This window comes from Pseudomonas fluorescens, assembly GCF_000968015.1.
GTDB lineage: Bacteria > Pseudomonadota > Gammaproteobacteria > Pseudomonadales > Pseudomonadaceae > Aquipseudomonas > Aquipseudomonas fluorescens_W.
Window position 1 is genome coordinate 26,084 of sequence record NZ_LACH01000015.1, and the last position, 26,231, is coordinate 52,314.

The 26,231-nt window shown below is 59.9% G+C and carries 26 protein-coding genes; 4 read left to right on the top strand and 22 right to left on the bottom strand.

The annotated features are described in order from the left end of the window. The first annotated feature begins 1 nt into the window (after position 1). Together VD17_RS08850 and VD17_RS08855 are read left to right on the top strand one after the other, a co-directional pair. A complete protein-coding gene (locus VD17_RS08850) occupies positions 2–556 on the top strand; it encodes a helix-turn-helix domain-containing protein (RefSeq protein WP_046053510.1) in 555 nt (184 codons plus the stop codon). Between the two features lie 23 nt (positions 557–579). Then, a complete protein-coding gene (locus VD17_RS08855) occupies positions 580–1,926 on the top strand; it encodes a glutamine synthetase family protein (protein WP_046053511.1) in 1,347 nt (448 codons plus the stop codon). Positions 1,927–2,143: 217 nt separating this feature from the next. Here the strand turns inward: VD17_RS08855 and VD17_RS08860 are convergent, their stop codons facing one another. The 6 genes from VD17_RS08860 to VD17_RS08880 all read right to left on the bottom strand — a co-directional run bounded on the left by VD17_RS08860 (position 2,144) and on the right by VD17_RS08880 (position 6,476). Next, positions 2,144–2,407, bottom strand: coding sequence for a hypothetical protein (locus tag VD17_RS08860; RefSeq protein ID WP_046053512.1), 264 nt, complete (start codon positions 2,405–2,407; stop codon positions 2,144–2,146). A 147-nt stretch (positions 2,408–2,554) separates the two neighbouring features. Beyond that, a complete protein-coding gene (locus VD17_RS08865; RefSeq protein WP_046053513.1) occupies positions 2,555–3,919 on the bottom strand; it encodes a purine-cytosine permease family protein in 1,365 nt (454 codons plus the stop codon). A gap of 5 nt (positions 3,920–3,924) precedes the next feature. Further along, positions 3,925–4,602: an isochorismatase family cysteine hydrolase gene (locus tag VD17_RS08870; protein ID WP_046053514.1), complete on the bottom strand. Its 678-nt coding sequence runs from the start codon at positions 4,600–4,602 to the stop codon at positions 3,925–3,927. A gap of 92 nt (positions 4,603–4,694) precedes the next feature. Next, complete coding sequence (locus tag VD17_RS32140) at positions 4,695–4,847, bottom strand: hypothetical protein (protein WP_185753124.1); 153 nt, start codon at positions 4,845–4,847, stop codon at positions 4,695–4,697. Between the two features lie 63 nt (positions 4,848–4,910). Continuing rightward, positions 4,911–5,954 (bottom strand): LLM class flavin-dependent oxidoreductase, encoded by a 1,044-nt coding sequence (locus VD17_RS08875; protein WP_046053515.1) that lies wholly within the window; start codon positions 5,952–5,954, stop codon positions 4,911–4,913. A gap of 36 nt (positions 5,955–5,990) precedes the next feature. Further along, positions 5,991–6,476, bottom strand: a complete 486-nt coding sequence (locus VD17_RS08880; protein ID WP_018927703.1) for a flavin reductase family protein — start codon at positions 6,474–6,476, stop codon at positions 5,991–5,993. Positions 6,477–6,801: 325 nt separating this feature from the next. On the opposite strand from VD17_RS08880, the gene VD17_RS08885 reads away from it, so the two are divergent. Further along, on the top strand, positions 6,802–8,208 hold the full coding sequence (locus VD17_RS08885) for a purine-cytosine permease family protein (protein ID WP_046053516.1): 1,407 nt from the start codon (positions 6,802–6,804) through the stop codon (positions 8,206–8,208). Positions 8,209–8,374: 166 nt separating this feature from the next. Here VD17_RS08885 and VD17_RS08890 read toward each other — a convergent pair whose 3' ends face one another. From VD17_RS08890 to ribBA, 7 genes are all read right to left on the bottom strand, one after another. Continuing rightward, positions 8,375–11,257 carry an RCC1 domain-containing protein gene (locus VD17_RS08890; RefSeq protein WP_185753125.1) on the bottom strand — a complete coding sequence of 961 codons (2,883 nt, stop codon included), beginning with the start codon at positions 11,255–11,257 and terminating at the stop codon, positions 8,375–8,377. 197 nt (positions 11,258–11,454) lie between these two features. Beyond that, positions 11,455–12,426, bottom strand: a complete 972-nt coding sequence (locus VD17_RS08895; RefSeq protein ID WP_046053517.1) for a TerC family protein — start codon at positions 12,424–12,426, stop codon at positions 11,455–11,457. A gap of 242 nt (positions 12,427–12,668) precedes the next feature. Next, positions 12,669–13,823: an ABC transporter ATP-binding protein gene (locus VD17_RS08900; RefSeq protein WP_046053518.1), complete on the bottom strand. Its 1,155-nt coding sequence runs from the start codon at positions 13,821–13,823 to the stop codon at positions 12,669–12,671. Between the two features lie 16 nt (positions 13,824–13,839). Next, the gene (locus VD17_RS08905) at positions 13,840–14,649 is read right to left on the bottom strand and encodes an ABC transporter permease (protein ID WP_046053519.1); all 810 of its coding nucleotides are present in this window, start codon (positions 14,647–14,649) and stop codon (positions 13,840–13,842) included. A gap of 6 nt (positions 14,650–14,655) precedes the next feature. After that, positions 14,656–15,600, bottom strand: a complete 945-nt coding sequence (locus VD17_RS08910) for an ABC transporter permease (RefSeq protein ID WP_046053520.1) — start codon at positions 15,598–15,600, stop codon at positions 14,656–14,658. Beyond that, a complete protein-coding gene (locus VD17_RS08915) occupies positions 15,597–16,622 on the bottom strand; it encodes an ABC transporter substrate-binding protein (RefSeq protein ID WP_033057749.1) in 1,026 nt (341 codons plus the stop codon). The genes VD17_RS08910 and VD17_RS08915 overlap by 4 nt, the downstream gene beginning before the upstream one ends. Positions 16,623–16,962: 340 nt before the next feature. Beyond that, the gene (gene ribBA, locus VD17_RS08920; RefSeq protein WP_046053521.1) at positions 16,963–18,072 is read right to left on the bottom strand and encodes a bifunctional 3,4-dihydroxy-2-butanone-4-phosphate synthase/GTP cyclohydrolase II; all 1,110 of its coding nucleotides are present in this window, start codon (positions 18,070–18,072) and stop codon (positions 16,963–16,965) included. Between the two features lie 71 nt (positions 18,073–18,143). Between ribBA and VD17_RS08925 the strand changes: the two genes are divergently transcribed. Next, positions 18,144–18,440 (top strand): DUF1330 domain-containing protein, encoded by a 297-nt coding sequence (locus tag VD17_RS08925; protein ID WP_046053522.1) that lies wholly within the window; start codon positions 18,144–18,146, stop codon positions 18,438–18,440. A gap of 87 nt (positions 18,441–18,527) precedes the next feature. Here the strand turns inward: VD17_RS08925 and VD17_RS08930 are convergent, their stop codons facing one another. From VD17_RS08930 to VD17_RS08970, 9 genes are all read right to left on the bottom strand, one after another. Further along, positions 18,528–19,091 carry an NUDIX hydrolase gene (locus tag VD17_RS08930; protein ID WP_019690464.1) on the bottom strand — a complete coding sequence of 188 codons (564 nt, stop codon included), beginning with the start codon at positions 19,089–19,091 and terminating at the stop codon, positions 18,528–18,530. Between the two features lie 2 nt (positions 19,092–19,093). After that, positions 19,094–19,846, bottom strand: coding sequence for a GntR family transcriptional regulator (locus VD17_RS08935; protein WP_033057756.1), 753 nt, complete (start codon positions 19,844–19,846; stop codon positions 19,094–19,096). A gap of 88 nt (positions 19,847–19,934) precedes the next feature. Further along, entirely contained in the window at positions 19,935–20,324 is a 390-nt protein-coding gene (locus VD17_RS08940; protein ID WP_046053523.1) for a carboxymuconolactone decarboxylase family protein, read from the bottom strand. Positions 20,325–20,389: 65 nt separating this feature from the next. Next, on the bottom strand, positions 20,390–20,875 hold the full coding sequence (locus VD17_RS08945; protein ID WP_033057760.1) for a flavin reductase family protein: 486 nt from the start codon (positions 20,873–20,875) through the stop codon (positions 20,390–20,392). A 12-nt stretch (positions 20,876–20,887) separates the two neighbouring features. Next, positions 20,888–22,369: an aldehyde dehydrogenase gene (locus tag VD17_RS08950; protein WP_033057762.1), complete on the bottom strand. Its 1,482-nt coding sequence runs from the start codon at positions 22,367–22,369 to the stop codon at positions 20,888–20,890. Beyond that, positions 22,366–23,199, bottom strand: a complete 834-nt coding sequence (locus VD17_RS08955) for an alpha/beta fold hydrolase (RefSeq protein WP_046049786.1) — start codon at positions 23,197–23,199, stop codon at positions 22,366–22,368. Before VD17_RS08955 ends, VD17_RS08950 begins: the two co-directional genes overlap by 4 nt. A 43-nt stretch (positions 23,200–23,242) precedes the next feature. Continuing rightward, complete coding sequence (locus VD17_RS08960) at positions 23,243–23,833, bottom strand: amino acid synthesis family protein (protein WP_003182108.1); 591 nt, start codon at positions 23,831–23,833, stop codon at positions 23,243–23,245. A gap of 190 nt (positions 23,834–24,023) precedes the next feature. Next, positions 24,024–24,656 (bottom strand): response regulator, encoded by a 633-nt coding sequence (locus VD17_RS08965; RefSeq protein WP_046053524.1) that lies wholly within the window; start codon positions 24,654–24,656, stop codon positions 24,024–24,026. A gap of 33 nt (positions 24,657–24,689) precedes the next feature. Then, entirely contained in the window at positions 24,690–26,057 is a 1,368-nt protein-coding gene (locus VD17_RS08970; RefSeq protein WP_046053525.1) for a cache domain-containing protein, read from the bottom strand. Positions 26,058–26,231 lie beyond the last annotated feature (174 nt).

Here is a 26,231-nt window from a genome sequence, read left to right on the forward strand (position 1 = left end):
GATGGACATGCAAGAAGAAATCTCGGCGCTGGCGATCCTGATCCAGGACCTGCGCAAACACAAAAAATACACGCTGAAAGAGCTGGCGGACAAAATCGGTCGTTCGGTCGGGTTTCTCTCGCAAGTCGAGCGCGGGTTGTCACGTCCCACGGTGGCGGACTTGACCGCCATCAGCGAAACACTCGGCGTGCCGACTACCTATTTTTATAGCTTGCCCAAGCCCATGGCATTGCCTTGGGTGACCCGTCCGGATGAGCGACGCACGCTGTATTACGCCGACGGGATTACCGACATCCTCGTCTCTCCAAAGATGAGGGCGTCCTTTTCAATGCTTGAAAGCCAACTGGAGCCCGGCGCCAGCAGTGGTGATCGGCACATGAACGACAGCTCGGAGCAAGGTGGCTATGTCCTCGAGGGTGAGCTGACGCTGTGGCTGGATGACGATCAACCGGTGACATTACGTGCTGGCGACAGTTTTCAGCTGGCCAGTCACACGCATTGTCGCTACGGCAACCTTACGGATCAGCTCACCCGAGTGCTTTGGGTTTACACCTGATAAAACAACAAGGAACACGAACGATGGATGCTGTCTGCTCTGATCTGGTTGCTGAGGTTCGCGCGTTTCGTCAGCGCTTCCCGCAGGTGCGTTACGTTGACCTGATTTCCCTGGATATCCCCGGGCATTTTTACGGTAAACGCTACCCGATAGAAATGCTCGAGAAGGTCGCCGCCGGCAGCGCGCTCAAGCTGCCGCAAAACTGTGTGTTGCTGGGCACGCAGGGCGGTCTGTTCAAAATCGGCGACTACTGTTTCAACGACGGCGACCCGGATGCTCCACGCCGTTTGGTACCCGGTACGCTCAAGCCCGTGAGCTGGGAAAAGCAACTGCTGGGGCAAATGCTGATTACCTCAAGCGGTACTGAAAAGCCAATCGTCTTCGAGCCGCGCGAAGTGTTGGCGCAGGTGCTCGAGCGCCTCGGCCGAAAAGGGATTTTCCCTGTGGTCGCGTTCGAACTGGAGTTCTATCTGTTCGATCGCCAGCTGCGTGACGGCTTGCCACAGTTCCCTCGCGATCAGCTGACGGACGATGCCGATGATCAGCCGAATATGCACATCGAACGGCTGTCGAGATTTTCACCGGTACTCGATGACATGGTCGAGACGGCGCGTGCGCAAGGCATCGATGCCACGGTGATCACTGCGGAGTTGGGCCCGGGCCAGTTCGAGATCAATTTCGGTCACCTTGACGACGGCCTGCGTGCGGCCGACTGGGCGGCGCTGTTCTGCCGCAGCACACGGGGCGTGGCCCTCAAGCACAACCACCGCGCCAGCTTCATGGCCAAACCCTACTTGCAGCACCCCGGTAGCGGCATGCATGTGCATGTGAGCCTTTACGACGAGGCGGGAACCAACCTGTTGGCGGCTAACGATCAGCAGGCGCTGCGCCATGCAGTGGCCGGTTGCCTTGAAGTGTTGCCGCATTGCATGCCGATCTTTGCACCGAATCACAACGCAATGCGGCGCTTGAGCGGCACGGTGAATGTCGCGACGCGCGCCAGTTGGGGCTTTGAAGATCGTGATGCCTGCCTGCGGGTGCCTGAGTCGGACGCGAAGAATCTGCGCATCGAACATCGCCTGGCGGGCGCGGATGCCAATCCTTATCTCGTGTTGGCGGCGATTCTGGTAGGGCTGGAGCAAGGGCTGGAAGTGGGTCGCGAACCGATTGCACCCCTCAACGAAGATCGGGGCAGCGGAATCGACTTCCCGCTGGAGATGCTGGAGGCCGTGCGTTCGATGCAAAACAACGCGCAGCTGCGCGAGGGTTTGGGGGCTGAGTTTGTGGATGTTTACTGCGAAAACAAGCGCCAGGACCATTTGGCATTCTTGCAGGACATCAGTGCGCGGGAGTATCGCTGGTACCTCTAAATCAGTCCTTGTCGCTGCTCTCCCATAAAAAATGTGTGGATATTTAATGAGTTAGAAGATTTAGTAACTGGATAGTGAATCAAAATATCTTGTTACGGGCAGAAATATTAAGTAATATTCGCCCCGCGTTCACCACCACGGTTTATGCATTTTGAGTCCCAGGCGTCCATCAGCTGCCTGGGATTTTTTTTGCCTGAAATTCGGCACTTGCTCAATTTCAGTGGACCGCAGAGGATCTCGGAACAGGCATGCGCTCGTACCCGGAAACCTCTTTGATCCAGAAACGCCGATACGTTGTTTTATCCGGGGCCAACGGCTTTTGGCTGGACCATACATGCTCGGCTTTCAAGCTGGCGCGATACGCCTCCCACTCCTTCTCCTCGGCGACTTCCTTAGCCCTGCGTTCATCATCGAAATAGCCCAGTACATACACTTCGCCCTGATCGATGCCGTGCTCGATCAGTAGATAGATATCTTTCATCAGCTTTAGCCCGCTGCTACACATTCCTGGATCCCCAGACGATGGGGCATTGTCCTGACTATCGGCAAGCCTTTTCGATAGTTGAGTTTTACCGATGAACGGCAAGGCACAGCACCGGCCTTGACCGGCGCTATGCCTTTGAGTGCTCTACGGCAGCGCTTCGCCGGCCATCGGCGCACGCTTGGCGAGTTTCATCAGCCAGTAGTAGCTCAGGGCGGGCACCAGCAACCCGACAATCCAGGCCAGGTCTACGCCGTCCAGGGCGTTGGCCACCGGGCCGACATACAGCGTGGTGTTCATGAAGGGGATTTCCAGGGCGATCGCCAGCAAGAAGCTGCCGCAGGCGATCCAGTTGATGCGCCCGTAGATCCCGTCCTTGTCGAAGATGTCATCGATCCGGTACTGCCCTTTGCGCAGGCGGTAGTAATCCACCAGATTGATCGCCGTCCAAGGGATCAGGAAATAGCTCATGAAGAAAATGAAGTTGAGGAAAAAGTTGATGAAGTCGTCCTGACTGATGGTGCACAAGGCTGTAGCCACCAGGCTGATCACCAGCATGAACAGGCCACGTACACGAGGTGTCACCTTGAGCCGGGCAAAGGGTTCGATCACGGTAATGGTCGACATGAAGGCGCCGTACAGGTTGAACACATTGATCGACACCTGGCCATAGACGATGAAGGCAAACAGCAGCAACGCGCCGCTTCCAAACAGCCCGGCGACATGGCTGCCGACGTTGCTGGAAAAGTCGCTGATGCCGACGCTGAGGATCGCCCCGAGAATCATCATCCACGCGCCGCCGCTGACTGTGCCGGCGTAGCTGTACCAGAACACCTTTGCGGTCGGCGTGTTGCTCGGCAGGTAACGCGAGTAGTCGGCCACATAGGGCGCATAGGACAGTTGCCAGGTCACGGCAATGCTCACCGCCACCAGAAACTTCGACAACGAGAAGCCCGTCGGCAACCATTGCTCCGCCGGAATCGGCAGCTGGAGTGCCAATACGGTTGCGCCGATAAACACCAACAGAGAAAGCAGTGACAGCACTTTCTGCAGGCGATGGATCAGGCGATAACCATAGAGCGCGACGACAAAGCACAGCGTCCCGATCAGGTAGATATTGCCGGTGGCCGGCAACGGGCTGACGGACTCCAATGCCTGGGCGGCGAGCAAGGTGTTGCTGACGAAAAACCCCAGGTAAATGAGCATCACGAACAGCAGCGGCAACACCGCCCCCAGCACGCCGAACTGGGCCCGGCTCTGGATCATTTGCGGGATGCCGAGTTTCGGCCCCTGAGCAGAATGGGAGGCCATGAAAATCGCCCCCAGCAGCGAACCGATGATGATCGCCAATGCGCTCCAGAACAGATTAAGCCCCATCACCACCGGCAACACGCCGGACGCGATGGTGGTGATGTTCATGTTGGCGCCGAACCAGATGAAGAACAGCGAGCCGGGTTGGCCATGACGTTCGGTTTCAGGGATGAAATCGATGCTTCTTTTTTCGACTTGCATGGCGATCACTCCTGAGTCCGGGCGAGGTGGGTTTGCAAACGGGCGATGGTGCTTTCCAGCTCATGCGGCTGGTGGGCGAACAGGTCCGGGCGCTCGGGAATCAGGCTTAGATACTCGCGGTTCTCCAGGGCTCGCAGGCATTCGGCGCAGGTCAGGATCTCCAGGGCGTAGACCCAGTTGGCCATGATCAGCAGCGCCGAGTAGTGTCCCGCCAGCGTGGTCGTGGTGCAGGCATCGCTGATCAGTCGAATGTGATAGCCCAGGGCGAAGGCATCGAACACCGTGCTGAGTACGCAGACATCGGTCAGCACGCAGCAGACGATCAGGGTATCGACCCCGAGCGCCTTGAGTCGGGCATCCAGGTCGGTGCGGTGGAAGGCGCTGTAACGGCCCTTGTCGATAATGAGTTCATCAGGTTGCGGCGCCAGACGTTCGATGATTTCCATTTGCCGGGTGCCGGCACGGTAACTGCTGGGGCCGCCGTCGGCCGCTCGCGGTTCGCCGCGTGGCAAATCACTGCCATCGGCCTGATTGATGTGGCGGGTATAGATGACAGGCACCCGTTGATGGCGGGCGGTCTCAAGCAGGGTGGCGGTGAGGCTCACCACCGTGTCGAGGTTTTCCAGGACGAAACCGTCCTCCTGCTGCATGTCGATGATCAACAGCGCGTTTTTATTGTTCATTGAGCAAACCTGATCATGGGCCGAAGCACAAAGCACCGGGCACGCCTCAGCGATGACGAGACGTGGGTGCGTGAATTCCAGTTCGGGTGGGCTCAGTGAACGAGTTGCCAGAAGCCGTTCTGCTTGGCAGTAACGCTGGCGCGCAGGCGCTTGAAATGCAGATGCGAAGCGGTCCATTCGCCGCGCAGGTAAACCTGCTCGGCGCTGGAGGGAAGGGCGAGTGATGGGCGGCGATCATTGATCATTGGAATCGACCCTACACGTCAGTCAGCCCCCCGGCTTCGCGTCCGAGGGGCAGGGCAGTGGACTCAGCGGAACGCTGGTACCACGTGTTTGATAAACAGCTCCAGGGATTTTTTCTTCTCCGCGTGGGGCAGGCTGTTATCGCACCAGAAGCTGAACTCGTCGACCCCCAGTTCCTGGTAATACTTGATGCGCGGGATGATTTCTTCCGGGGTGCCGATCATGGCGGTCTTGTGCAGGCTCTTCAGTTGGAACTCCGGGCGCTCGGCGAACTTCTCTTCCGGGCTCGGCGCCAGGAAGCCGTTGACCGGCACTTGCTTGTTGCCGAACCAGGCATCGAACGTGCGATAGAACTTCGAGATCGCCTTGGCCCCGACTTTCCAGCCTTCGGGATCATCGGCCGCGTGGACGTGGGTGTGACGCAACACCATCAGTTGCGGACGGGGTACGTCCGGGTTGTTGTCCAGGGCTGCCTGGAATTTGTTCTTCAGGTCGAGGACTTCTTCGTCGCCTTTCATCAGCGGCGTGACCATGACGTTGCAGCCGTTGGCCACGGCGAAGTTGTGCGAGTCCGGGTCGCGGGCGGCGATCCACATCGGCGGATTGGGCTTCTGGATCGGCTTCGGCACGCTGGTGGATGTCGGGAACTTCCAGATATCGCCATCGTGGGCGTAATCGCCTTGCCACAGGGCGCGCACCACCGGAACCATCTCGCGCAACGCTTGACCGCCGGAGGAGGCGGGCATGCCGCCGGCCATGCGGTCGAATTCAACTTGATACGCACCACGGGCCAGACCGACTTCCATCCGGCCATTGCTGATCACGTCCAGCAGTGCGCATTCGCCAGCGACCCGCAACGGGTGCCAGAACGGCGCAATGATGGTGCCGGCGCCGAGGTGAATGGTGGTGGTTTTAGCGGCCAGGTAGGCCAGCAACGGCATTGGGCTCGGCGAGATGGTGTATTCCATGGCGTGGTGTTCGCCGATCCAGACGGTGCTGAAACAGCCGGCTTCGGCCATCAGGGTCAGTTCGGTCAAATCTTCGAACAGCTGACGGTGGCTGACGCTTTCGTCCCAACGTTCCATGTGCACGAACAGGGAAAACTTCATGACGCTTACCTCTAATCTTTGTTATTGGCTGTCGGTTCAGGCGAGGACGGGCAGGGCGCCCATCTTGCCGTGGCAGTACACCAGCGGACCGGCGGTGTGCTGCGGCACTATCAGGTTCTTCACGGCGCCGACCATGATCGCGTGGTCGCCGCCTTCATATTCGCGCCACAACTCGCATTCGATGACGGCCGTGGCGTTGGCCAGGATCGGGTTGCCCAGTTCGCTCAAGGTCCATTCGATCCCTTGCGCCTTGTCTTTGCCTTTGCGGGCGAAAGCATAGGCTTCGCTTTGCTGGCCGCCGGACAGGACGTGGATGGCAAAGCGTTTATTTTTGATCAATACCGGATAGGAATCGGAACTGTAGTTGGGGCAGAACAGCACCAGGGCCGGGTCCATGGACAGCGAGCTGAAGGCGCTGGCGGTCAGGCCGACGATTTGGCCATCGTCATCCAGCGTGGTGATCACAGTCACCCCGGAAGGAAACGAACCCATCACTTGTTTGTAGATGGCGGCATCGATCATGGGACGGTCCTCTGGCGGTGTAATGCGGTTTTTTATGTGTTTGTAGGTCTGATGGTATACCGTAATACATAGTTTGCAAGGGCTTTTTTTTTGACCCGATAAACGTACCTCTTCGGCCTTTTAGTCAACGTTTACGGGGCTTTTAGCCCGTCTTTTCCAGCTCTGAGGCGCCAGGATTACGGGTCAGATGGACGCTAAAAGACCGGATCAGTCTTGTTAAAAAGATGGAATACCATAATATGACCGGCATCTGAGGGGCAGCCAAAGAGCTCCCCCGGTTTGGCTTCGTACAACTATAAGATCAGACAAACTAGAGTTCATGCACATGTCCCAGATGTCCCGGCAAGACCCCCTGATCGAGAATCACACGGTCGATTACGTCCCACTCGCGGAACGTCACGGGAAGGCCCGCGACCTTTTCACCTTGTGGTTCAGCACCAACATCGCACCTCTGCCGATCGTGACCGGCGCCATGGTGGTTCAAGTGTTCCACCTTGACCTGTTCTGGGGGCTCTTGGCGATTGCGCTCGGGCATATGGTCGGCGGTCTGGTGATTGCCCTCGCGTCGGCTCAAGGCCCGCGCATGGGGATTCCGCAGATGGTGCAGAGCCGCGGCCAGTTCGGTCGTTATGGTGCGCTGCTGATCGTATTCTTTGCGGCGATCATCTACATCGGCTTTTTCATCTCCAACATTGTGCTGGCCGGCAAATCGATTGTCGGCATCGCGCCTTCGGTTCCGGTGCCGGCGAGCATCCTCATCGGCGCCTTGAGCGCCACCGCAATCGGGGTGATCGGTTACCGTTTCATTCACACCCTCAATCGCATCGGTACCTGGGTCATGGGCAGCGCCTTGCTCGCCGGTTTCCTTTACATCTTCGCCCATGACTTGCCGGTGGACTTCTTCACTCGCGGCGGTTTCAACCTGTCGGGCTGGCTGGCCACGGTGTCGCTGGGGATTATCTGGCAGATCAGCTTTTCGCCTTATGTGTCGGACTACTCGCGTTACCTGCCAGCGGATATCGGGATTGCCCGTCCGTTTTTCGCCACGTATCTGGGCGCGACCCTGGGCACCATTCTGTCGTTTACCTTCGGCGCGGTGGCGGTGCTGGCGACCCCGGAAGGGACTGAAGCGATGGCAGCGGTGAAGCAATCCACCGGCTGGTTGGGACCGATTTTGATGGTGCTGTTTTTGCTCAATATCATCAGCCACAACGCCTTGAATCTGTATGGCGCGGTGCTGTCGATCATCACCTCGATCCAGACCTTCGCCAGCCAGTGGACGCCGAGCATCAAGGTGCGCGTGGTGTTGTCGAGTGTCGTGCTGGCGGGCTGCTGTGTCGTCGCGTTGGGCGCTTCGGCGGACTTCATCTCGCAGTTCATCGGGTTGATCCTGGCGCTGTTGCTGGTCCTGGTGCCGTGGGCGTCGATCAACCTGATCGACTTCTATGTGATCAAGCGTGGTCACTACGACATCGCGTCGATCTTCCGGGCTGACGGCGGTATTTATGGACGCGTCAATCTGCATGCGATCGTTGCGTACTTCATCGGGATTATCGTGCAGCTGCCGTTTGCCAATACGTCGTTGTATGTCGGGCCGTATGCCAATCTGGTCGAGGGGGCGGATCTTTCGTGGCTGGTGGGGTTGGTGGTGACGTGTCCGTTGTATTACTGCCTGGCCACACGCGGGCAAACCCGGCAGATCAGGGCCGCGCGGTTTGGCTATACCGACTGACCATGCCGGGTCGGTAGGAGCAGCCTGCGGCGGCTCCTACAAAAAAGCACAACGCCTCCACAATTGGAGGCGTTGCAGTTTCAGCGATTTCGCTTGGGTTACTTAACCTTTTGAAGTCAGCGTTCGACGCTCCTGAGGGAGCGCCGAGTCAGGTGCAATGCAAGGGTTAGCGAACCTCGGTTGGCGGGGGCTCGTTGAGCGCTGCGCAACGACTGGCTTTCAGGGCCAGCCCCCTGGACGCCGGGCTGGCCTGGTAGGAAACCTGCCCAACCAGGCGATCCTGGACGGCGCTGCTGTCGCCTCCGAACCGAGGGTTACCCCAAGTCACGACACGACCATCGGCGGTCAGGGCGGTAAAGCCATTGTCATTGCTGTAAAGCGCCTGCACGTTGGTCAGTTGGCTGACGACTACTGACGTGTCGCTGCCCTCGAAGGGAAGCCCCCAAGCCACCACGGTGCCGTTCTGGCGCAAGGCGGCGAACGCGTAGGATGAACCGCACACCTGAACGATGTCGACCAGCGCCGCGATTTCGGCAGGCACCAGCCCGCCCAGTGCCGCCGCGCCCCAGCCGACGACAGAACCATTAGCACGACGAGCGACGAATGCACCATGAGCAGCGGTGACTTCAACGATATCAGTCAGCGTTGCGATCCCCGGGCCAAGCGTGCCGCCAAACCGCGAATCCCCCCAGGCCACGATCTGACCAGTCGCCCGTCGTGCGGTAAAAGCGAATATATTGGCGCAGCTCAGTTCAATGATGTCGGTCAGGGCGACGATATTCGCCGGCAGACTTCCACCGGAGGTGCCCAGACCCCAGGCCACGAGCCTGCCGTTGGCTCGGAGTGCCGCAAACGCATTGCTAGCACCGATGAGCGACTGGATATCGGTGAGTGCAGCAATGGCGCTCGGCACGTTTCCACCCTCGTAGGTATGCCCCCAGGCCATCACCTGCCCGGTGGTGCGTAGCGCAGTAAACGTGTATGTGGTGGCGACCACCCGAGCTACGTCGGTCAGCGCGCCAACCGGGGCCGAGACGGTGCCCCCATAGTGGGACCTACCCCAGGCTACCACCTGCCGCGTGTTTTTTATCCCGGCGAAGGCAGCCTGGTTACCGATGACCTGAACAAAGTCCTGAGGCGGGACGGCACCCATGTTTCCACCATCAGTCGCGTTTCCCCAGACCACCACTAGCCCATTGGCCCGTCGGGCGGCGTAGGCGCTATAGGTACTGCTCACCTCAACAATGTCGTCCAGGGCGATGATGGGCGAGGGGATCGTTGCCCCATGGGCCGAGTCGCCCCAGGCCACTAGATCCCCCCGATCCCGATGCGCCACGAACGCTGCCAAACTGCCAATGATGTTCGCCGGATTCAGAGTGATCTGATCATCGGCGGTGCGCACCTGCAGCGGTAGTTGTGGCGCGGTATCGCGCCAGGTGGTGCCGGCCGTCCATTCGCTGTCGTCGGGGTATTTCCAGTGGGCCTCGAGCGGCTGACCGGTGGTGGCGTTGAACGCGCTCAACAGACGTGAAGCGCTGGAAACTCTCCAAATGCTGCGGCTAGCACGCGCGCCCATGACCCTCAGAATACCCGAACCGATCACCTTTCGAACATCGTAAACCGTGGGGTCCGAGGGCCCGTCCGTACCCCCGGCTTTGCGCTTGACGAGGTAACTCAAGTTAAGGCTCAAGCCGTCGTTGGCCTCGATCAGCGTGTGCGGCACCTTGATGGAGGACAACTCCGTGCCTGCTTCCGCAGACAGGACCCTGTGCGGGTACGTGGTGGTGGTCTTGCCCTCGACGGTGACGATTACGTCGTCATCGGTTTTCAGCAGGGCTGTCGCCGGGATGATCACGGTGGCGCCGAAGGGGAACACATCGTCCGGGTTCAGTTGGTCTTGCTGTGCACCGGAGGCTTCTTTGAAGGTCGCGACCGGCAGTCTCACTGCCGCGCTGACGGTGTAGGTGCGCACCGGGAAGCTCACCGCTTCCTTGTCGTCCGGACTCTTGCCCAACGCGGCCTTGAACCTCATCGTCAGGGTTTTGCCATCGCCCAGGTCTTTCAGATAGTCGTAGGGCAATGTCACGTCGTAATAGCCCTGATTGATCCAGGCCTGAGTCACGTAGCTGCCCGGCGCTTGCATCAGCCGGCGATTGTGGAGGGTGCCATCGGCTTTGAAACCCTCAAGATCCAGCCACACATACTGGCCTGGCGCAATCAGTGGCCAACTGAGCGAGCGTGTTGTCGCTCCACCGGTCACGTCGCTCAGGTTCAACTCCGTGCCTTCACCGTTGTTGGCGGCCTGCAGGATCAGCGGCTGTTTCAGCTCACTCACCGGCAGGGTCAAGACATTCAGCGTGAAGGTCTCCGAGGGTGGATAGGTTGTGCCGTTGCGGGTCACCGTGTAGCTCACGGTCACCGGCTTACCCAGGTTGAAGGCCACCACGCTGTTGGGGATCGGGATGTCCTTGATGCCGACGCTACCCACCTCAACCGGGGTCGAGGTGTGTGAGCCATCACCGGCGGTGCCCGCCCAGGTCACGCTCAGCTGGTCCGTGGCCAGCATCCCGGTGTAGTGCGGCACGACGGCAGTCAGGCGATCCTTGGCGTTGATCGGGTTGAGGTTGTTACCGACAGCTTCCGGGTCGCCGGGGATCGTGGTTTTGACGAGCACGTCCAGGTGAAAGGAGATCGACACGTTGCTGCCCACGAAGGTGGTCACGCGGTAGAACAGCCGGGCATCGCCTTCGACAATGTGTTGGGGGAGGACGGCGAAGGTCAGGCTGTGGGAGTCGATGTGGCCCTGGTTGACCGGGAAAAAGTCGACAATTTTGCCGTCCCACACCAGCTCGATGCGGTCATTCAGGGCGATGCCGGGGTAGCCCACGACGGTCACATGCACCGGCACGGTGGGGTCGTTGAGGTCCTGAAAGCGCAGGCCGCCATTGATCTGGGCAACCGGGATTTTAGGGGCGGCCAGGGTGGGCGCCGGGTCGGCGCGGCGGGACAGGGTCGAGGGTTGCAGTGGGGCGTCGGGTGAAGTGTTCATGTCCACGGTCATGGGGCAACTCCCTTGCTGAGAAGGCCCAGTGGAAGTGGCCTTGATCGGGCTATCAAACACCCGAAGAAAGCGCTTTGGCTACTGTCAGAAATAACAGGTAGGAGGGGGTGTCGGACGAGTGGTCGGGGCGGTGGGTGGCTTCGGATTGGCTCGCAACGCCAAAAGATCGCAGCTTGCGGCGGCTCCTACAGGGATCGCATTCGATCCTCTTTGCGGGTCATGATCAGGCTCAACAGCACCGAAGTCAGAATGATCCCGCCGACAACGGCCAACGACCATTCAACCGGCATGTGCAGCCACGGCATCAGCGTCATCTTGGCGCCGATGAACACCAACACGGTCGCCAAACCGTATTTGAGCAGGTGAAAGCGCTCAGCCATGTCGGCCAGCAGGAAATACAACGCCCGCAAACCCATGATCGCGAAGATGTTCGACGTGAATACAATGAACGGATCGGTGGTGATGGCGAAGATCGCCGGGATGCTGTCGATCGCAAACACCAGGTCGCTGGCCTCGATCAGCACCAGCACCAGAAACATCGGCGTCGCCCAGCGCCGACCGTCTCGCAGCACAAAAAAATGCTCGCCATGAAGCCCGTTGGTGATGCGCAGATGGCCGCGTATCCAGTGCAATAAGGGGTTTTTATCGAGGTCAGGCCGCTGACCGGCGAACACCAGCATCTTGATCCCGGTGATGATCAGGAACACCCCGAACACATACAGCAACCACGCGAACTGCGACACCAGCCAGACGCCGGCGAAAATCATCGCCGCACGCATCACGATGGCCCCGAGCACACCGTACAGCAGCACTCGGCGCTGTAACTCCGGTGGCACGGCGAAGTAGCCGAAAATCATGACGAAGACGAACATGTTGTCGATCGACAGCGACTGCTCGATCAGATAGCCCGTGAGGAATTCCAGCATTTTGCGCTGGGCGATCTCGGGCCCGAATTCGCCAGTCAAATACCACCGGAGCAATCCCGCGAAGGCCAGCGCCAGCGCGCACCAGGCAATGACCCAGCACGTCGCCTCGCGCACCGATACCCGATGTGCCTTGCGCCCGCCGAAGACAAACAAATCCAAAGCCAGCATGGCGACGACGAAGACGATGAAGGCGACCCACATCCAGGGTTCGCCGATGTTCACGGGCTGCATGTCGTTCTCCCTGTCTGGACGTGTTCTGGAATCGACAGGGTCATGCTAGCGGGGGGATGGGCGTGAAGAAAAATCGAATATTCTTTACCCATCATTCGTTATTTACGAAGTGTCGCTGGGGATTTTCGGTGAATTTCGTTTGACCACAAAGGCTTGGTAAAAAAAATGGCCACCACAGCCCGACGCTGTGGTGACCCGAGGGTGACACGCGAAAATCGGGCCCACCGCGGTGGGCCTTTGCATCAGTGAGCGCCAGCAGCCTTGTTCAGATCGCTTTCCGCCCATTCGGTATAAACGCAAGCATCTGCAGTGGCCCAGCGCACGCGTACCGGGTCGCCGGTTTTGAGCGGCATGCCGGCGGCGGAGAGCGCCTTGACGGTCATCGAAGTGCCGCCCAAGGTTTTCACCGTGCACGTCTGGCTTTCACCGAGGAACAGCACTTCACCCACTGTCGCCGAGACTTCATTCCAGCCTGCCGCCAAGGGTTCTTGAGCGGATTGCTCAACACTCAAGGCAAGCGCTTTTTCCGGACGCACCATCAGCAGCACATCCTGATTGGTTTGCAATCCTGCGGTCAGTCGAATCGACAACGATTGCCCTTCAAACGTAGCGACCGCATTGCCCTGAGCCTTGAGCTTGAGGAAGTTCGAGTTGCCGAGGAACGAGGCGACAAACGCATTCGGCGGATTCTGGTACAGGTCGAAGCCGCTGCCCAACCCGACAATTTTGCCGTGGCTGAAAATCGCGATGCGCTGGGACAGACGCATGGCTTCTTCCTGGTCGTGGGTCACGTAAACAATGGTGATGCCCAGACGCCGATGCAGCTGGCGCAGTTCATCCTGCAAGTCTTCACGCAGCTTCTTGTCCAGCGCACCGAGGGGTTCGTCCATCAGCAGGATGCGTGGTTCATAAACCAGCGCCCGAGCAATCGCCACGCGTTGCTGCTGGCCGCCGGACAGTTGCGAAGGGCGGCGATGGGCGAATTGTTCCAGTTGCACCAGTTTGAGCATGGCATCGACCCGGCGCTCGCGTTCGGCGCTGGCCAGTTTGCGGATGGCCAGCGGGAACGCGATGTTGTCGCGTACCGACAGGTGCGGGAACAGCGAGTAACGCTGGAACACCATGCCGATGTCGCGCTTGTGCGGCGGCACGTTGACCAGCGATTGGCCATTGACCAGGATCTCGCCGCTGCTCGGGGTTTCAAAGCCGGCGAGCATCGACAGCGTCGTACTTTTGCCGGAACCGCTGGAGCCGAGGAACGTGAGGAATTCGCCATCCTTGATGTCCAGCGAGATGTCGTCCACGGCGGCAAAATCGCCGTAGTACTTGTTCAGGTTGCGCAGGCTTACCAACGGTTGGTCGCTCTGTTGCGCGGAATCTTTGATCACTGCACTCATGTCGTACTCCTGGCGCTCAGGCGCTGATTTCATTGCGCCGGCGAAGGGCGGCGGCGATCACCATGACCAATACCGAGAGGCCGATCAGCAGCGTCGAGGCGACGGCGATCACGGGCGTCAGGTCCTGGCGCAGGGTGGTCCACATTTTCACGGGAAGGGTTTGCAGGGTCGGGCTGGCCATCATCACGCTCAGCACCACTTCATCCCAGGACACCAGGAACGCAAACAGGGCGCCGGCCACCATGCCCGGACGAATCGCCGGAAAGGTCACCTTGAACACGGCTTGCAGGCGTGAGGCGCCGCAGATCACCGCGGCATCCTCAATCGACTGATCGAACAGCTTCAGCGAGTTGATGATCGAGATGATGGTGAACGGCAACGCAACAATCACGTGGCTGACGACGAAAGCGAACATCGTCCCGGTGTAACCCAGTTTCAGGAATAGTGCGTACACCGCCACCGCAATGATCACCAGCGGCACGATCATCGGCAGGGTGAACAGACCGTAGAGCATTTCGCGGCCCGGGAAGCGTCCGCGCACCAGTGCAAAAGCGGTCGGCAGGCCCAGCGCCACCGCGAAGAACGTGGTCAGTACCGCGACCTTGAGGCTGGCCACGGCCGCGTTCATCCAGTCGGCGTTGGAGAAGAACTGGCTGTACCATTTCAGCGTCCAGCCCGGCGGCGGGAACACTAGCCACTGGGAGGAACCGAAGGACAGCAGCACGATGAACACGATCGGCAACAGCAGGAACAGCGCGATCAATCCGGTCGTGAAGTACAGGCCGAAGCGCATGCGCCGGCTCATGGCATTGGGGGTCAGGAGCATGACGGCTTACCTCGCGTTGCTGGCGCCAACCGGAGATTCCGGCTGGAGCTTCAGGTAGAAGTAGAACAACACCAGCGTAATGACGATCAGCAACGCGGCACCGGCGCTGGCCAGGCCCCAATTGAGGAAAGACTGCACCTGCTGAATGATGAACTCGGGCAGCATCATGTTCTGCGCACCGCCCAGCAGCGCCGGGGTGACGTAGTAACCGAGCGACATCACGAACACCATCAGGCCACCGGAGAACAACCCCGGCCGGCAGAGCGGCAGGAACACCCGGAAGAAGTTGGTCCAGGGGCTCGCGCCGCAGATCGAGCCGGCCTGCAGGATCATCGGGTCGATGGCCTGCATGGTCGCCTGCAACGGCAGCACGATGAACGGGATCATGATGTAGCTCATGCCGATCACCACGCCGGTGAGGTTATGCACCATCTCCAGCGGCTGATCGATGATGCCCATCGCCATCAGCGCCTTGTTGATCACCCCGGAGGCTTGCAGCAACACCAGCCAGGAATAGGTTCGGGCGAGGAGGCTGGTCCACATCGACAGCAACACGATGTTGAGGATCCAGCGACCCCAGCCTTTCGGCACCAGGGTGATGGCCCAGGCCAGTGGAAAGCCGAGCAGCAGGCTGAACAATGTCACCAGTCCGGCCACCGAGAAGGTGTTGAGCAAGACCCGTGCATACGCTGAGTTGGCGAACAGTTGCTCGTAGTTGCCCAGCCCCGGTACCGGCTCCAGCACGCCACGCAGCAGCAGCCCGATCAGCGGCGCCAGAAAGAACAGGCCGAGGAACAGCAGGGCGGGGATCAGGTTGCTTGAACCGCGCCAGCGCTGTGCCATGGAAGGGGATTGGTTCATCGCAGCCGCCTTGCCGAGTGCCGAGCCGGCAGCGCCAGTGGCGCTCCCGACTTGAGTGGGTTGGCGGGACGCGGTTGCCGTCATTTTCATTTGACCAGCCATTCGTTCCACCGTGTCGCGATGGCCGGACCGTTTTTGGCCCAGTACGCGAAATCAAGAGTGATCTGATCCTTAGCGTAGGCAGTCGGCAGGTTAGGGGCCAGTACCGAATCCAGGCGCGCCACGCTGTCGACGTTGACCGGCGCATAGGCGGTCAGGTTGGAGAAGTCAGCTTGTCCTTTGGCGCTGCTGGCGTTGGCCAGGAATTTCATGGCCGCGGCTTTGTTTTTTGTCCCTTTGGGCACGACCAGAATGTCGGCCATGACCAGGTTCTGTTTCCAGCTCACGCCCACCGGTGCACCGTCTTCTTGCAGGGCGTGGATCCGGCCGTTCCAGAACTGGCCCATGCTGGCTTCGCCAGAGGCCAGCAACTGTTGCGACTGGGCACCGCCGCCCCACCAGACGATGTCTTTCTTGATGGTGTCGAGTTTCTTGAAGGCGCGATCCAGGTCCAGCGGGTAGAGCTTGTCGGCGGTTACGCCATCGGCCAGCAGCGCCAGTTCAAGCACGCCTGGGCTTGGCCATTTGTAGAGGGCGCGTTTACCGGGGTAGGTCTTGGTGTCAAACAGCGCGGACCAGTCCTGCGGTTTGCTTGCGCCGAGCTTGCCTTCGTTGTAGCCGAGGACGAAGGAGAAGAAGAACGAACCGACGCCGTGATCGGAGACAAACCGCGGGTCGATTTTGTCGCGCTGAATGACTGTGAAATCGAGAGGTTCGAGCAAGCCTTCGGCGGCGGCGCGCAGGGCGAAGTCCGCTTCGACGTCGACCACGTCCCACTGCACATTGCCGCTTTCGACCATGGCTTTGAGTTTGCCGTAGTCGGTAGGGCCATCCTGGACCACGGTGATGCCGCTGGCTTTGCTGAACGGATCGGCCCAGGCCTGCTTCTGCGCATCCTGGGTGCTACCGCCCCAGCTGACGAAGTTGACGCTTTCGGCCGCCAGCAATGCCTGGCTGGTCACGCTCAGCAGCCCCGCAAAAAGTATTGCGGTTGCACGTTTGTTCAACACCATTTTCACGCCCTCATTGTTGTGTTTTTGAGCGGGGCTTTTAGTGCCCGCCTATCGGGAGCAGTAGGTCCGTCGGGCCAGTGATGGTCGTCCGGTCTATGGAATATCATATTATGGTATTCCAAACTTTGTGCAAGCACTTTGCCTTACCGGCTATCAGCCAAAAGTGAGATTTTTTGTGGCTCTGAAGCTTTGCTCAAGCCCCGCCGGTCAACGCAATCCCTGTGGGAGCGGGCTTGCCCGCGAAGACGGCGGCACATCCAGTATCAATGTGCCAGCGGGATCGCTATCGCGGGCAAGCCCGCTCCCACAGGGATCGCGCCATATCAGAGATGTTTGTGTATCACTGGGTGAACGGGATGCTCTCCACCACTTCCAGGTCGTAACCGGTCAAACCCGCGTACTTCAGCGGAGGGCCAAGATGACGCAGCTTGCCCACACCAAGGTCCTGCAGAATCTGCGCCCCGGTACCCACTTCAGAATAGATGCGCGACTGCGAACGGCTGAACTGACGTGGCGGCTGGGTCAGCTGCGGCACACGCTCCAGCAGTGCTTGCGACGACTCATGATTGGCCAGCACCACCACCACGCCACGACCTTCCTCGGCGACTCGCTGCAACGCCGCCCACAACGTCCAGTTGGACGGACCGCTGTATTCGGCGCCCACCAGATCGCGCAGCGGATCGATCACATGCACGCGCACCAGCGTCGGCTCGTCCCGGTGCAACTTGCCCATGACCATTGCCATATGGACGCCGCCTTCGATGCGGTCTTCAAAAGTGATCAGCCGGAACGTGCCATGCACAGTGGGCAGTTCACGTTCACCGATACGCACGACAGTGCTTTCGGTGCTGAGGCGATAGTGAATCAGGTCGGCGATGGTGCCGATCTTGATTCCGTGCTTGCGCGCGAACACTTCCAGGTCCGGGCGGCGAGCCATGGTGCCGTCATCGTTCATCACTTCGACGATCACCGAGGCCGGGGTGAAGCCGGCCAGGCGTGCCAGGTCGCAACCAGCCTCGGTATGGCCGGCGCGAGTCAGTACGCCGCCTTCCTTGGCGCGCAGCGGGAAAATGTGACCGGGTTGCACGAGGTCGGCGGCCCCGGCATTAGCCGCAACGGCGGCTGCCACGGTACGCGCCCGGTCGGCAGCAGAAATGCCGGTGGTCACGCCGACAGCGGCCTCGATGGATACGGTGAAAGCGGTGCTGAACACGCTGCCATTGCTCGGCACCATCTGTTCCAGCCCGAGGCGTTGGCAGTGGTCGTCGGTCAAGGTCAGGCAGATCAGGCCGCGAGCTTCCCGGGCCATGAAGCTGATGGCCTCGGCCGTGCAGCAATCGGCGGCCAGCAGCAGGTCACCTTCGTTTTCCCGATCCTCGTCATCGACCAGGAGCACCATTTTGCCTTGTCGATAGTCTTCGATAATTTCTTCGATGCTGTTGAAGGCCATGCTGGGATTCTCAGTGTTTGATGGAAATACTTTGTGGTATACCATAATACAAAATAAACCGAGAGGTCACTATGAAGGCGTACTGGATTGCTCATGTCGATGTCACCGACCCCGATCAATACAGCCAATACACTCAGCGGGCGCCGGCGGCCTTCGCGTTGTATGGCGGACGGATGTTGGCCCGGGGCGGGCGCAGTGAAGCGCTGGAAGGCGGGCCCACGCCGCAGCGCAACGTGGTGATTGAATTCGACTCGTACGAACAGGCGCTGGCTTGCTACCGGTCGGAGGAATATCAGGAAGCGAAACGGCACCGCGAAGGCGTGGCCCGGGCTCAGATCATTATTGTCGAGGGTGTGGCGACGTTGTGATGCCACCTGTAGGAGCTGCCGAAGGCTGCGATCTTTTGGCGGCTCGCAAACGAGCCAAGATCAATAGATCGCAGCCTTCGGCAGCTCCTACCGAATGAAGTGGATCTTGCCGGTATCGTCGTTGCCGATGTAGATGCCGTAGACCCCGGCCTGGCGTTCCTCGATATAGCGTTCGAGGATCTGCCGGATTGCCGGGTAGTAGATGCTGTCCCAGGGAATGTCCTCGGGTGCGAAGAATTTGTAGTCGAGGGTTTCCGGCCCGTACTGGCCGGTGATCTCCAACGCAATGGCGCGGAAGATGATGTACACCTCGCTGATCTTCGGCACGCTGAAGATCGAGTAGGGCGAGAGAATTTCCGCGCGCACGCCGCTCTCTTCCCAGACTTCGCGCAGCGCTGCCTGTTCGGTGGTCTCGCCGCCTTCCATGAAGCCGGCCGGCAGCGTCCAGGTGCCCGGACGCGGTGGGATGGCGCGCTGACACAGCAAATACTTGCCGTCCTGCTCGATGATGCAGCCGGCAATGATTTTCGGATTGACGTAATGGATGTAGCCACAGCCGCGGCACATCAGGCGCTCGTGCGTATCGCCCGGTGGCAGCTGAGACCTGAGGTCATTGCCGCCGCACTTTGGACAAAAGCTCGGGCTGAACATCTTTAGCGACCTATGCGCGGTTCTTTAAGCGCGATTGGCAGGGTGATCTCAGGCATTTTCCCGGTCTCTTCCTGTTTGCGCTTGAGGTAATCGAGGGCGACGGTTGCGGCGGCGCGCACGTGGTCGACGCAAGCCTGGTGGGCGGCGAGGGGATCGCCACTCTTGATCGCTTCGACCATGCGTTCCATTTCCTGATTGCTCGCACCGCGACGGTTTTCCTGGGACACCGACGTCGCCCGCAGGTAGCTGATCCGCGCCTGCAACTGACGCAGCTGAGTGGCCGCGACATGGTTACCGGAACCTTCGAGCAGTACATCGTAGAAACCCTGAACCGAATCGATCACCTGTTGCAGCTCGCCGTCCTTGAGGGCCTTGCGGTTTTCCTCCAGGGCTTTTTCCAGGGCCTTGATGTCCTTGGCCTTGGCGCGCAGGGTGAACAGCTGGACGATCAGGCCTTCGAGCACGCAACGCAGCTCATAGATGTCGCCGGCATCGGAGAGGGTAATGATGGCGACCCGTGGGCCCTTGGCGTCGGCGAATTCCACCAGGCCTTCGGATTCCAGGTGACGCAAGGCTTCGCGCACGGACGTGCGGCTGACGCCCAGGCGATCGCACAGATCGCGCTCGACCAGACGGTCTCCCGGCAGGAGCTGGAAGTTCATGATGGCGCTTCGCAGTTTATCCAGCACGATTTCGCGCAGGGTAACGGGGTTGCGATTGACCTTGAAGCTGTCGTCGAGTGGCAGGCGTTTCATGGGGTCCGCTCTGAGTGTGGCTGTCCATGCAAAAAGAGCACTTCGATCGCAAGAATCTCCGTGCTCGGTCAGATCAAACAGCCAAGGGTTAACTGGAGGCCTCGGCATCGGCTTCGGCGAACGCTTCACGGGCGAGCCGGAAACTGTCTACGGCAGCGGGGACGCCGCAATAAATACCGACCTGAAGCAGAATTTCGCGTATTTGTTCACGAGTCAGTCCGTTACGCAAGGCGCCGCGTACATGCAGCTTGAGTTCGTGAGGCCGATTGAGGGCCGAAATCATGGCCAAGTTTATCATGCTGCGCTCTTTAAGCGACAAACCCTCACGGCCCCAGACGTGGCCCCAGCAGTACTCGGTGACCATTTCCTGCAGTGGCCGGGTGAAGTCGTCGGCGTTCTCGATGGAGCGCTTCACGTAGGCTTCGCCCAGCACCTGGGTGCGGATTTTCAGGCCTTTTTCATACTTCTCGTTGCTCATATCATCCTCTCACCGCAGATCCCCTGTGGGAGCGAGCTCGCTCCCACAGGTTTTGAGTAAACCTGTCAGGCCAAAGCGGGCAGGGGGCCCAGCTTGCCTTTGTGGTAGATCATCGGCGTCACCGGTTGCTCGGGCAGAATCAGGTTCTTCACCGCGCCGACGATGATCGCGTGGTCACCGCCGTCGTATTCGCGCCACAGTTCGCACTCGATGATCGCCGTGGCGTTGCCCAGCAGCGGATTGCCCAGCGCGCTCAAGTGCCAGTCGATGCCATTGGCCTTGTCCTTGCCTTTACCGGCAAATGCATAGGCTTCGGCGGTCTGGTCGGCGGACAGTAAGTGAATCGCGAACTGCTTGCTGTCGCGCAGGATCGGGTACGTGTCGGAGGCATAGTTGGGGCAGAACAGCACCAGTGCCGGATCGATCGACAGCGCACTGAAAGCGCTGGCGGTAATGCCGACGATGCCGCCGTCCGGGTCCAGGGTGGTGACCACCGTGACCCCGGAGGGGAACGAGCTCATGACGTCTTTGTAAATGCCGGGTTCGATCATTTCATCTATCTCCTAGCGCATCACAAACGGATCAGGCATTGGCGCCTGGGAGAGGTTGATCCACACCGTTTTCAGCTCGGTGTAGGCCAGTACCGAATCGATACCGCTCTCGCGTCCATAGCCGCTGTTCTTGAAGCCGCCGATCGGCGCCATGGCCGACACGGCGCGGTAGGTGTTGACCCAGATGATCCCGGATCGCACATCCCGGGCCAGGCGATGAGCCCTGCCCAGATCGCGAGTCCAGATGCCGGCGGCGAGGCCGAACTGCGAGTCGTTGGCAATCGCCAACGCTTCGGCTTCATCTTTGAAACGGATGACCGAGGCCACCGGACCAAAGACTTCTTCCTGCATGATCTTCATCGAGTTGCGGTCGCATTCGAACAAGGTCGGCTCGTAGAACCAGCCATCGCCCAGATTCTGCGGACGCTTGCCGCCCAGGCGCAGGCGCGCACCTTCGGCGATGGCGTCGGCGACCAGGCCTTCGACCACAGCCAGTTGCTGCGCGGTGGCCATCGGGCCCATTTCGCTGCTGTCTTCTTGCGGGTTGCCGATGCGGATGCGTTTGGCGCGTTCGACCAAACGATCGACGAACTCATCGTAGATTTCGTCCTGCACCAGCAACCGCGAACCGGAGACGCAACTCTGACCGGAGGCCGCGTAGATCCCGGCAATCGCGCCGTTGATCGCGCTGTCGAGGTCGGCGTCGGCGAAGATAATGTTCGGCGATTTGCCGCCCAGTTCCAGCGACAACTTGGCGAAGTTCTCGGCGCTGCTGCGCACCACATGCCGTGCCGTCGCGGCGCCACCGGTGAAGGCGATTTTGCGGATCAGCGGATGGCGGGTCAGGGCCGCGCCAGTGCTTGGGCCGTAGCCGGTGACGACGTTGACCACGCCCGGCGGGATGCCGGCTTCCAGCGCCAGACGCGCCAGTTCGAGAATGGTGGCGGAGGCGTGCTCCGACGGTTTGATCACGATGGTGTTGCCCGCAGCCAAAGCCGGGGCAAGTTTGATCGCGGTCAGGTACAGCGGACTGTTCCAGGGAATGATCGCGGCGACCACGCCCATGGCTTCGTGCACGGTGTAGGCAAACAGGTCGGGCTTGTCGAGGGGCAGGGTGCCGCCTTCGAGTTTGTCGGCCAGGCCCGCGGTGTAGTGGAAGAACTCCGGCAAGTAGCTGACCTGACCACGGGTTTCGCGGATCAGCTTGCCGTTGTCACGGCTTTCCAGCTGCGCCAGGTGTTCCTTGTTTTCAGCGATCAGATCACCCAGGCGCCGCAGCAGTTTGCCGCGTGCGGTGGCGGTCAGGCCGCGCCAGGCGGGGCTGTCGAAAGCCGTCTGCGCAGCCTGTACGGCGCGCTCGACGTCGGCTTCGTCGGCATCGGGCAGTTCGGCCCAGGCTTGGGCCAGGGCCGGGTTCAGGCTTTCAAAGGTCTTGCCGGACAGGGCATCGACCCATTCACCGCCGATGCACATCTGGAAGCGTGCGAGTGTCATGCAACGATCCCCTTTATTTGGTTTTGTCGGGAGTGCGCGGTGTCGAGAAACTCCAGCAGCAGCTGGTTGACCAGGCGCGGTGATTCTACGGGCATCATATGCCGCTGCTCCGCAAGCACGGCAACTGTCGCGCCGGGAATGCGTGCGGCCAATTGCTCGGCCATTTCCGGCGTGGAGCCCGGGTCCAGTTCACCGGTGGCGATCAGTGTCGGCACCTGAATGCTGCCCAAGTCGTCGGCGCGGTACATGTCCTGGGTCGCGAACAGCTCATAGGTGGTCAGGTAACCCTGTGGGTCATTGTCTGCCAGGGTTTGGCGCAAGGCCGCGATCTGCGCCGGGTTGGCCGCCTGATATTCACGGCTGAACCAGCGCGACAGGGCGGCTTCGGCGTTGGCATCCGGTCCGTGTTCGGCCGCTTGAGCGGTACGGGCGATGACGCCGGCACGCTGTTCGGGGCTGCGATTGAACACGCTGTTGAGCACCACCAGACCTTGCAGGCGTTGCGGGTAATGCAAGGCAAATGCCCGGGCCACCAGGCCACCCATGGAAAAACCGATCACCGTCGCCTGGGGCAATTGCAGGTGATCGAGCAGCTCCAGCAACTGGTCGGCGTAGCCGAGCAGCGGGGTGCCACTTTCCGGGCGTGGGCTGGCGCCATGGCCGAGCATGTCGTAGGCAATCACACGGTACTTCGTGGCCAGGCCAACGACCTGGCCGCCCCACATTTCTTTGTTCAGGCCCACGCCGTGGATCAAAACCACGGGCTGGCCTTGGCCGGTCGCCAGGTAACTGGTGCCAGCCGGGGTGAGTTCAGCGGTGAGCCGAATCATGGAGCGCTCCTGCATGCCTTTTTGTTGTTCTTGCCGACCTTGATTACTGGGCGTTTTCAGCGGCCAGCTCTTCCAGATCGATGTAACGGTTGCCGATGCGTGGGTGCAGGCGGCCGCCATCGGCGCAACCCAGTACCACCACGATTTCGTCGGCGCGCGGTGCATCTTCGATTTGCATTTCCAGGGTGATGTAGTGCGAACGCAGGCCTTCGTCGTCCTTGTGCATCATCGGAATCTGGATCGAAGTGCCCGGGCCGCCACGCTTGTTGGTAAAGCTCAGGTAGCTCTTGGCTTTCACCGCTTCGCGGTAATGGTTGCCAAAGCGCAGGGTGTGGATCACGGCGGAGGCGTGTTCAATTTCACCGTCGGCGCCCACGACAGCAGCCTTGCCGTAAGCCTCGATCTTCTCGGCACCGCCGATGATGCCGACCAGGCGCTCGACCATCAGCGCGCCGAGGTCGGAGCAATTGGCGCGGATTTCCGGTTTCAGGTCTTCGACAAAGCCGCGGCCCAGCCAAGGGTTTTTCATCACGACGGCCAGCCCGACCATGGTCACTGGCTTATCGGTGGCCTTGCCGCCTTCGATAAAGGTTTCTTCGACATAGCTGACGATCTTGCGGATTTCGAAACTCATGAGCTGCTCCGTGTAAGGTGAGAGTGTCTGTGCGTCTGATGGTATACCATAATACCGGAAGCGCAAGTCCCTGAGGCGGGTTTCTGGTCGGACGGTGGTTAAAACGGAAGAGGGGATGGCTATTGCCAATAAAAAAACCAAAAAAAACCCGGCTGATGAGGCCGGGTTTTTCGTTGAGTATTAATGCCTGCTACCGCGAGATGATCCCGTGATCGATCGCGTATTTGACCAGGGCCGCCGGTTTGTCGATGTTGAGTTTGCGACGGATGCTCAGGCGGTGGGTTTCTACCGTGCGAACGCTGATGTCCAGTTCGCGGGCCATCTCCTTGTTGTTCAGCCCTTGCGCCATTTTGTACAACACCTGGCTTTCGCGCGGAGTCAGCTCGTTGTCGGTATTTTTATCGGCGATGAGCCGCTGGGCGATCTCGGCACTGTAAAACGTGCCGCCGCTGGCGATGGCTTCGATCGCCGCGATGATTTCCCGCGACGGTGAGTTCTTCAGTACATAGCCGCTGGCCCCCGCGCGAACGGACTCACTCACGTATTCATTATTGTCGTACATGCTCAGCATCAGCACCTTCAGCGACGGGTACTGGCTGCGTAGCACCCGGGTCAACTCAAGGCCGTTCATGTCTTTGAGGCTGATGTCGACCAGTAGCAGGTCAGGCTGGCAGCGTCCGACCATTTCGATCGCGTCCGCACCATTCTCGGCTTCGCCCACCACTTCCAGGGGGGCCATGACCGCCAGCAGCGCTTTGATCCCGTCGCGGACCAGGGCGTGATCGTCGACCAGAGCGACGCGGATCGGGTAGGGCAGGTTCATCGCGGTTATTCACTCTTGTTGTCAGGGGGCGAGTCAGCGTGTTGTACCGGGCATTTTCATTGGCAGCCAAACGTCCAGCTCACTTCGTCCCGGCATCGAGATCAGGTCGAATCGTCCACCAAAATGCTCGACACGTTCACGGATATTACGCAGGCCAATGCCCGCATGACGACGTTCGACCTGGGCGACGTTGAAACCGATACCGTCATCGACCACCGTCAACCGCACGGAATCTTCGGACCCGTGCAGGGTAATGGAGACGTTTTTAGCCTGGGCGTGTCGTTCAATATTAGTCAGGCCTTCTTGCACGATGCGAAACAGCGAGACCGCTGCCCCATCGACCAAGTGACAGTCGAATTCGTTGTCGTTATAGGTCACCACCAGGCCGCTGCGTTGTTCGAATTCTGCAGCGAGTTGACCGATCGCAGCCGGCAGTCCCAGGGTGTCGAGCAGCGAGGAGCGCAGGTCGTGGGAGAGGCTGCGAACCTCGCCAATCGCTTCACCCAGTCGTTCCGTGGCGTCCCTCAGCGTACTCAAACCCTTGTCGTGGGCTTGTCCATTCTCGAGCAGATGGCTGGCCAGCTCGAACTGAAACTTGATGGAGACCAGTAGCTGGCTGATGCCGTCGTGCAGTTCGCGGGAAACCCGTGAGCGCTCTTCCTCTTGCAAGCTGACGATACGCTGAGTCAGGCGCTGAAGTTTTTTGTCGGCCAGACGATGCTCGCTGACGTTAAGTGTCATGCCGCTGGCGAAGACAAACAGCACCGCCACGAGGGCCACCGCGGCAATCGCCAGCATGGTTTTACGAATGCCCTGGGCCACTTCGTCGCGCGCCTGCTGGGTCGCGCGCTCGACGTCTTCAAGGTAGATGCCGGTGCCGAGCATCCAGCCCCAACGATCCAGCATCACCACGTAGGCGAGCTTGTCGGTCACCTGGCCGGAAGAGGGTTTGTTCCAGGCATAGCGTTGAAAGCCTTCGCCTGATTGTGCACTTTTGAGGAGCGCCTGGATCACCGGCAAACCGTGAGGATCCTTCATGTCCCACAGGTATTTACCCACCAGTTCGGACTGGCGCGCGTGCATCAGGCTGCGACCTTCGTGGTCGTAGACGAAGAAGTAGCCATTGATGCCAAAGCTGAGTTTGCGCAGTTCTTCCAGCACTTTTTGCTGTGCGTGTTCGTCACCGTGGCCGTCGTCGTACAGCGGTTCGATCAGGCTTTGCGCCATTTCGACGTAGTTCTTAAGTTCGGCGCGCTTGCTCGCCAGAATGCTGTCTTCGATCAGTTGCGCCTGTTGTTCACCCAGTTGCCGGTTCATGGAAATCACTAGCGCGCAGATGACGGCGATGGCCAACACCAGCGGCAGAATCCCGAGCGCGACGATTTTGTGTTTGAGCTGCATCTCTGCTCCTGTCCGGACCGAGGGAAGGCGAAGGCCCGGCATCATATGCCAAAGATACGCGCGTCCAGTAGCGGTGCTGGACGGAATGACCTGTGGCTGGGTCGCCGACCATTTTCTTGCGGGTGTACATATCCATTTCTGCGGTAACGGCGGCTTAGGGTTTCGCCCTTACGG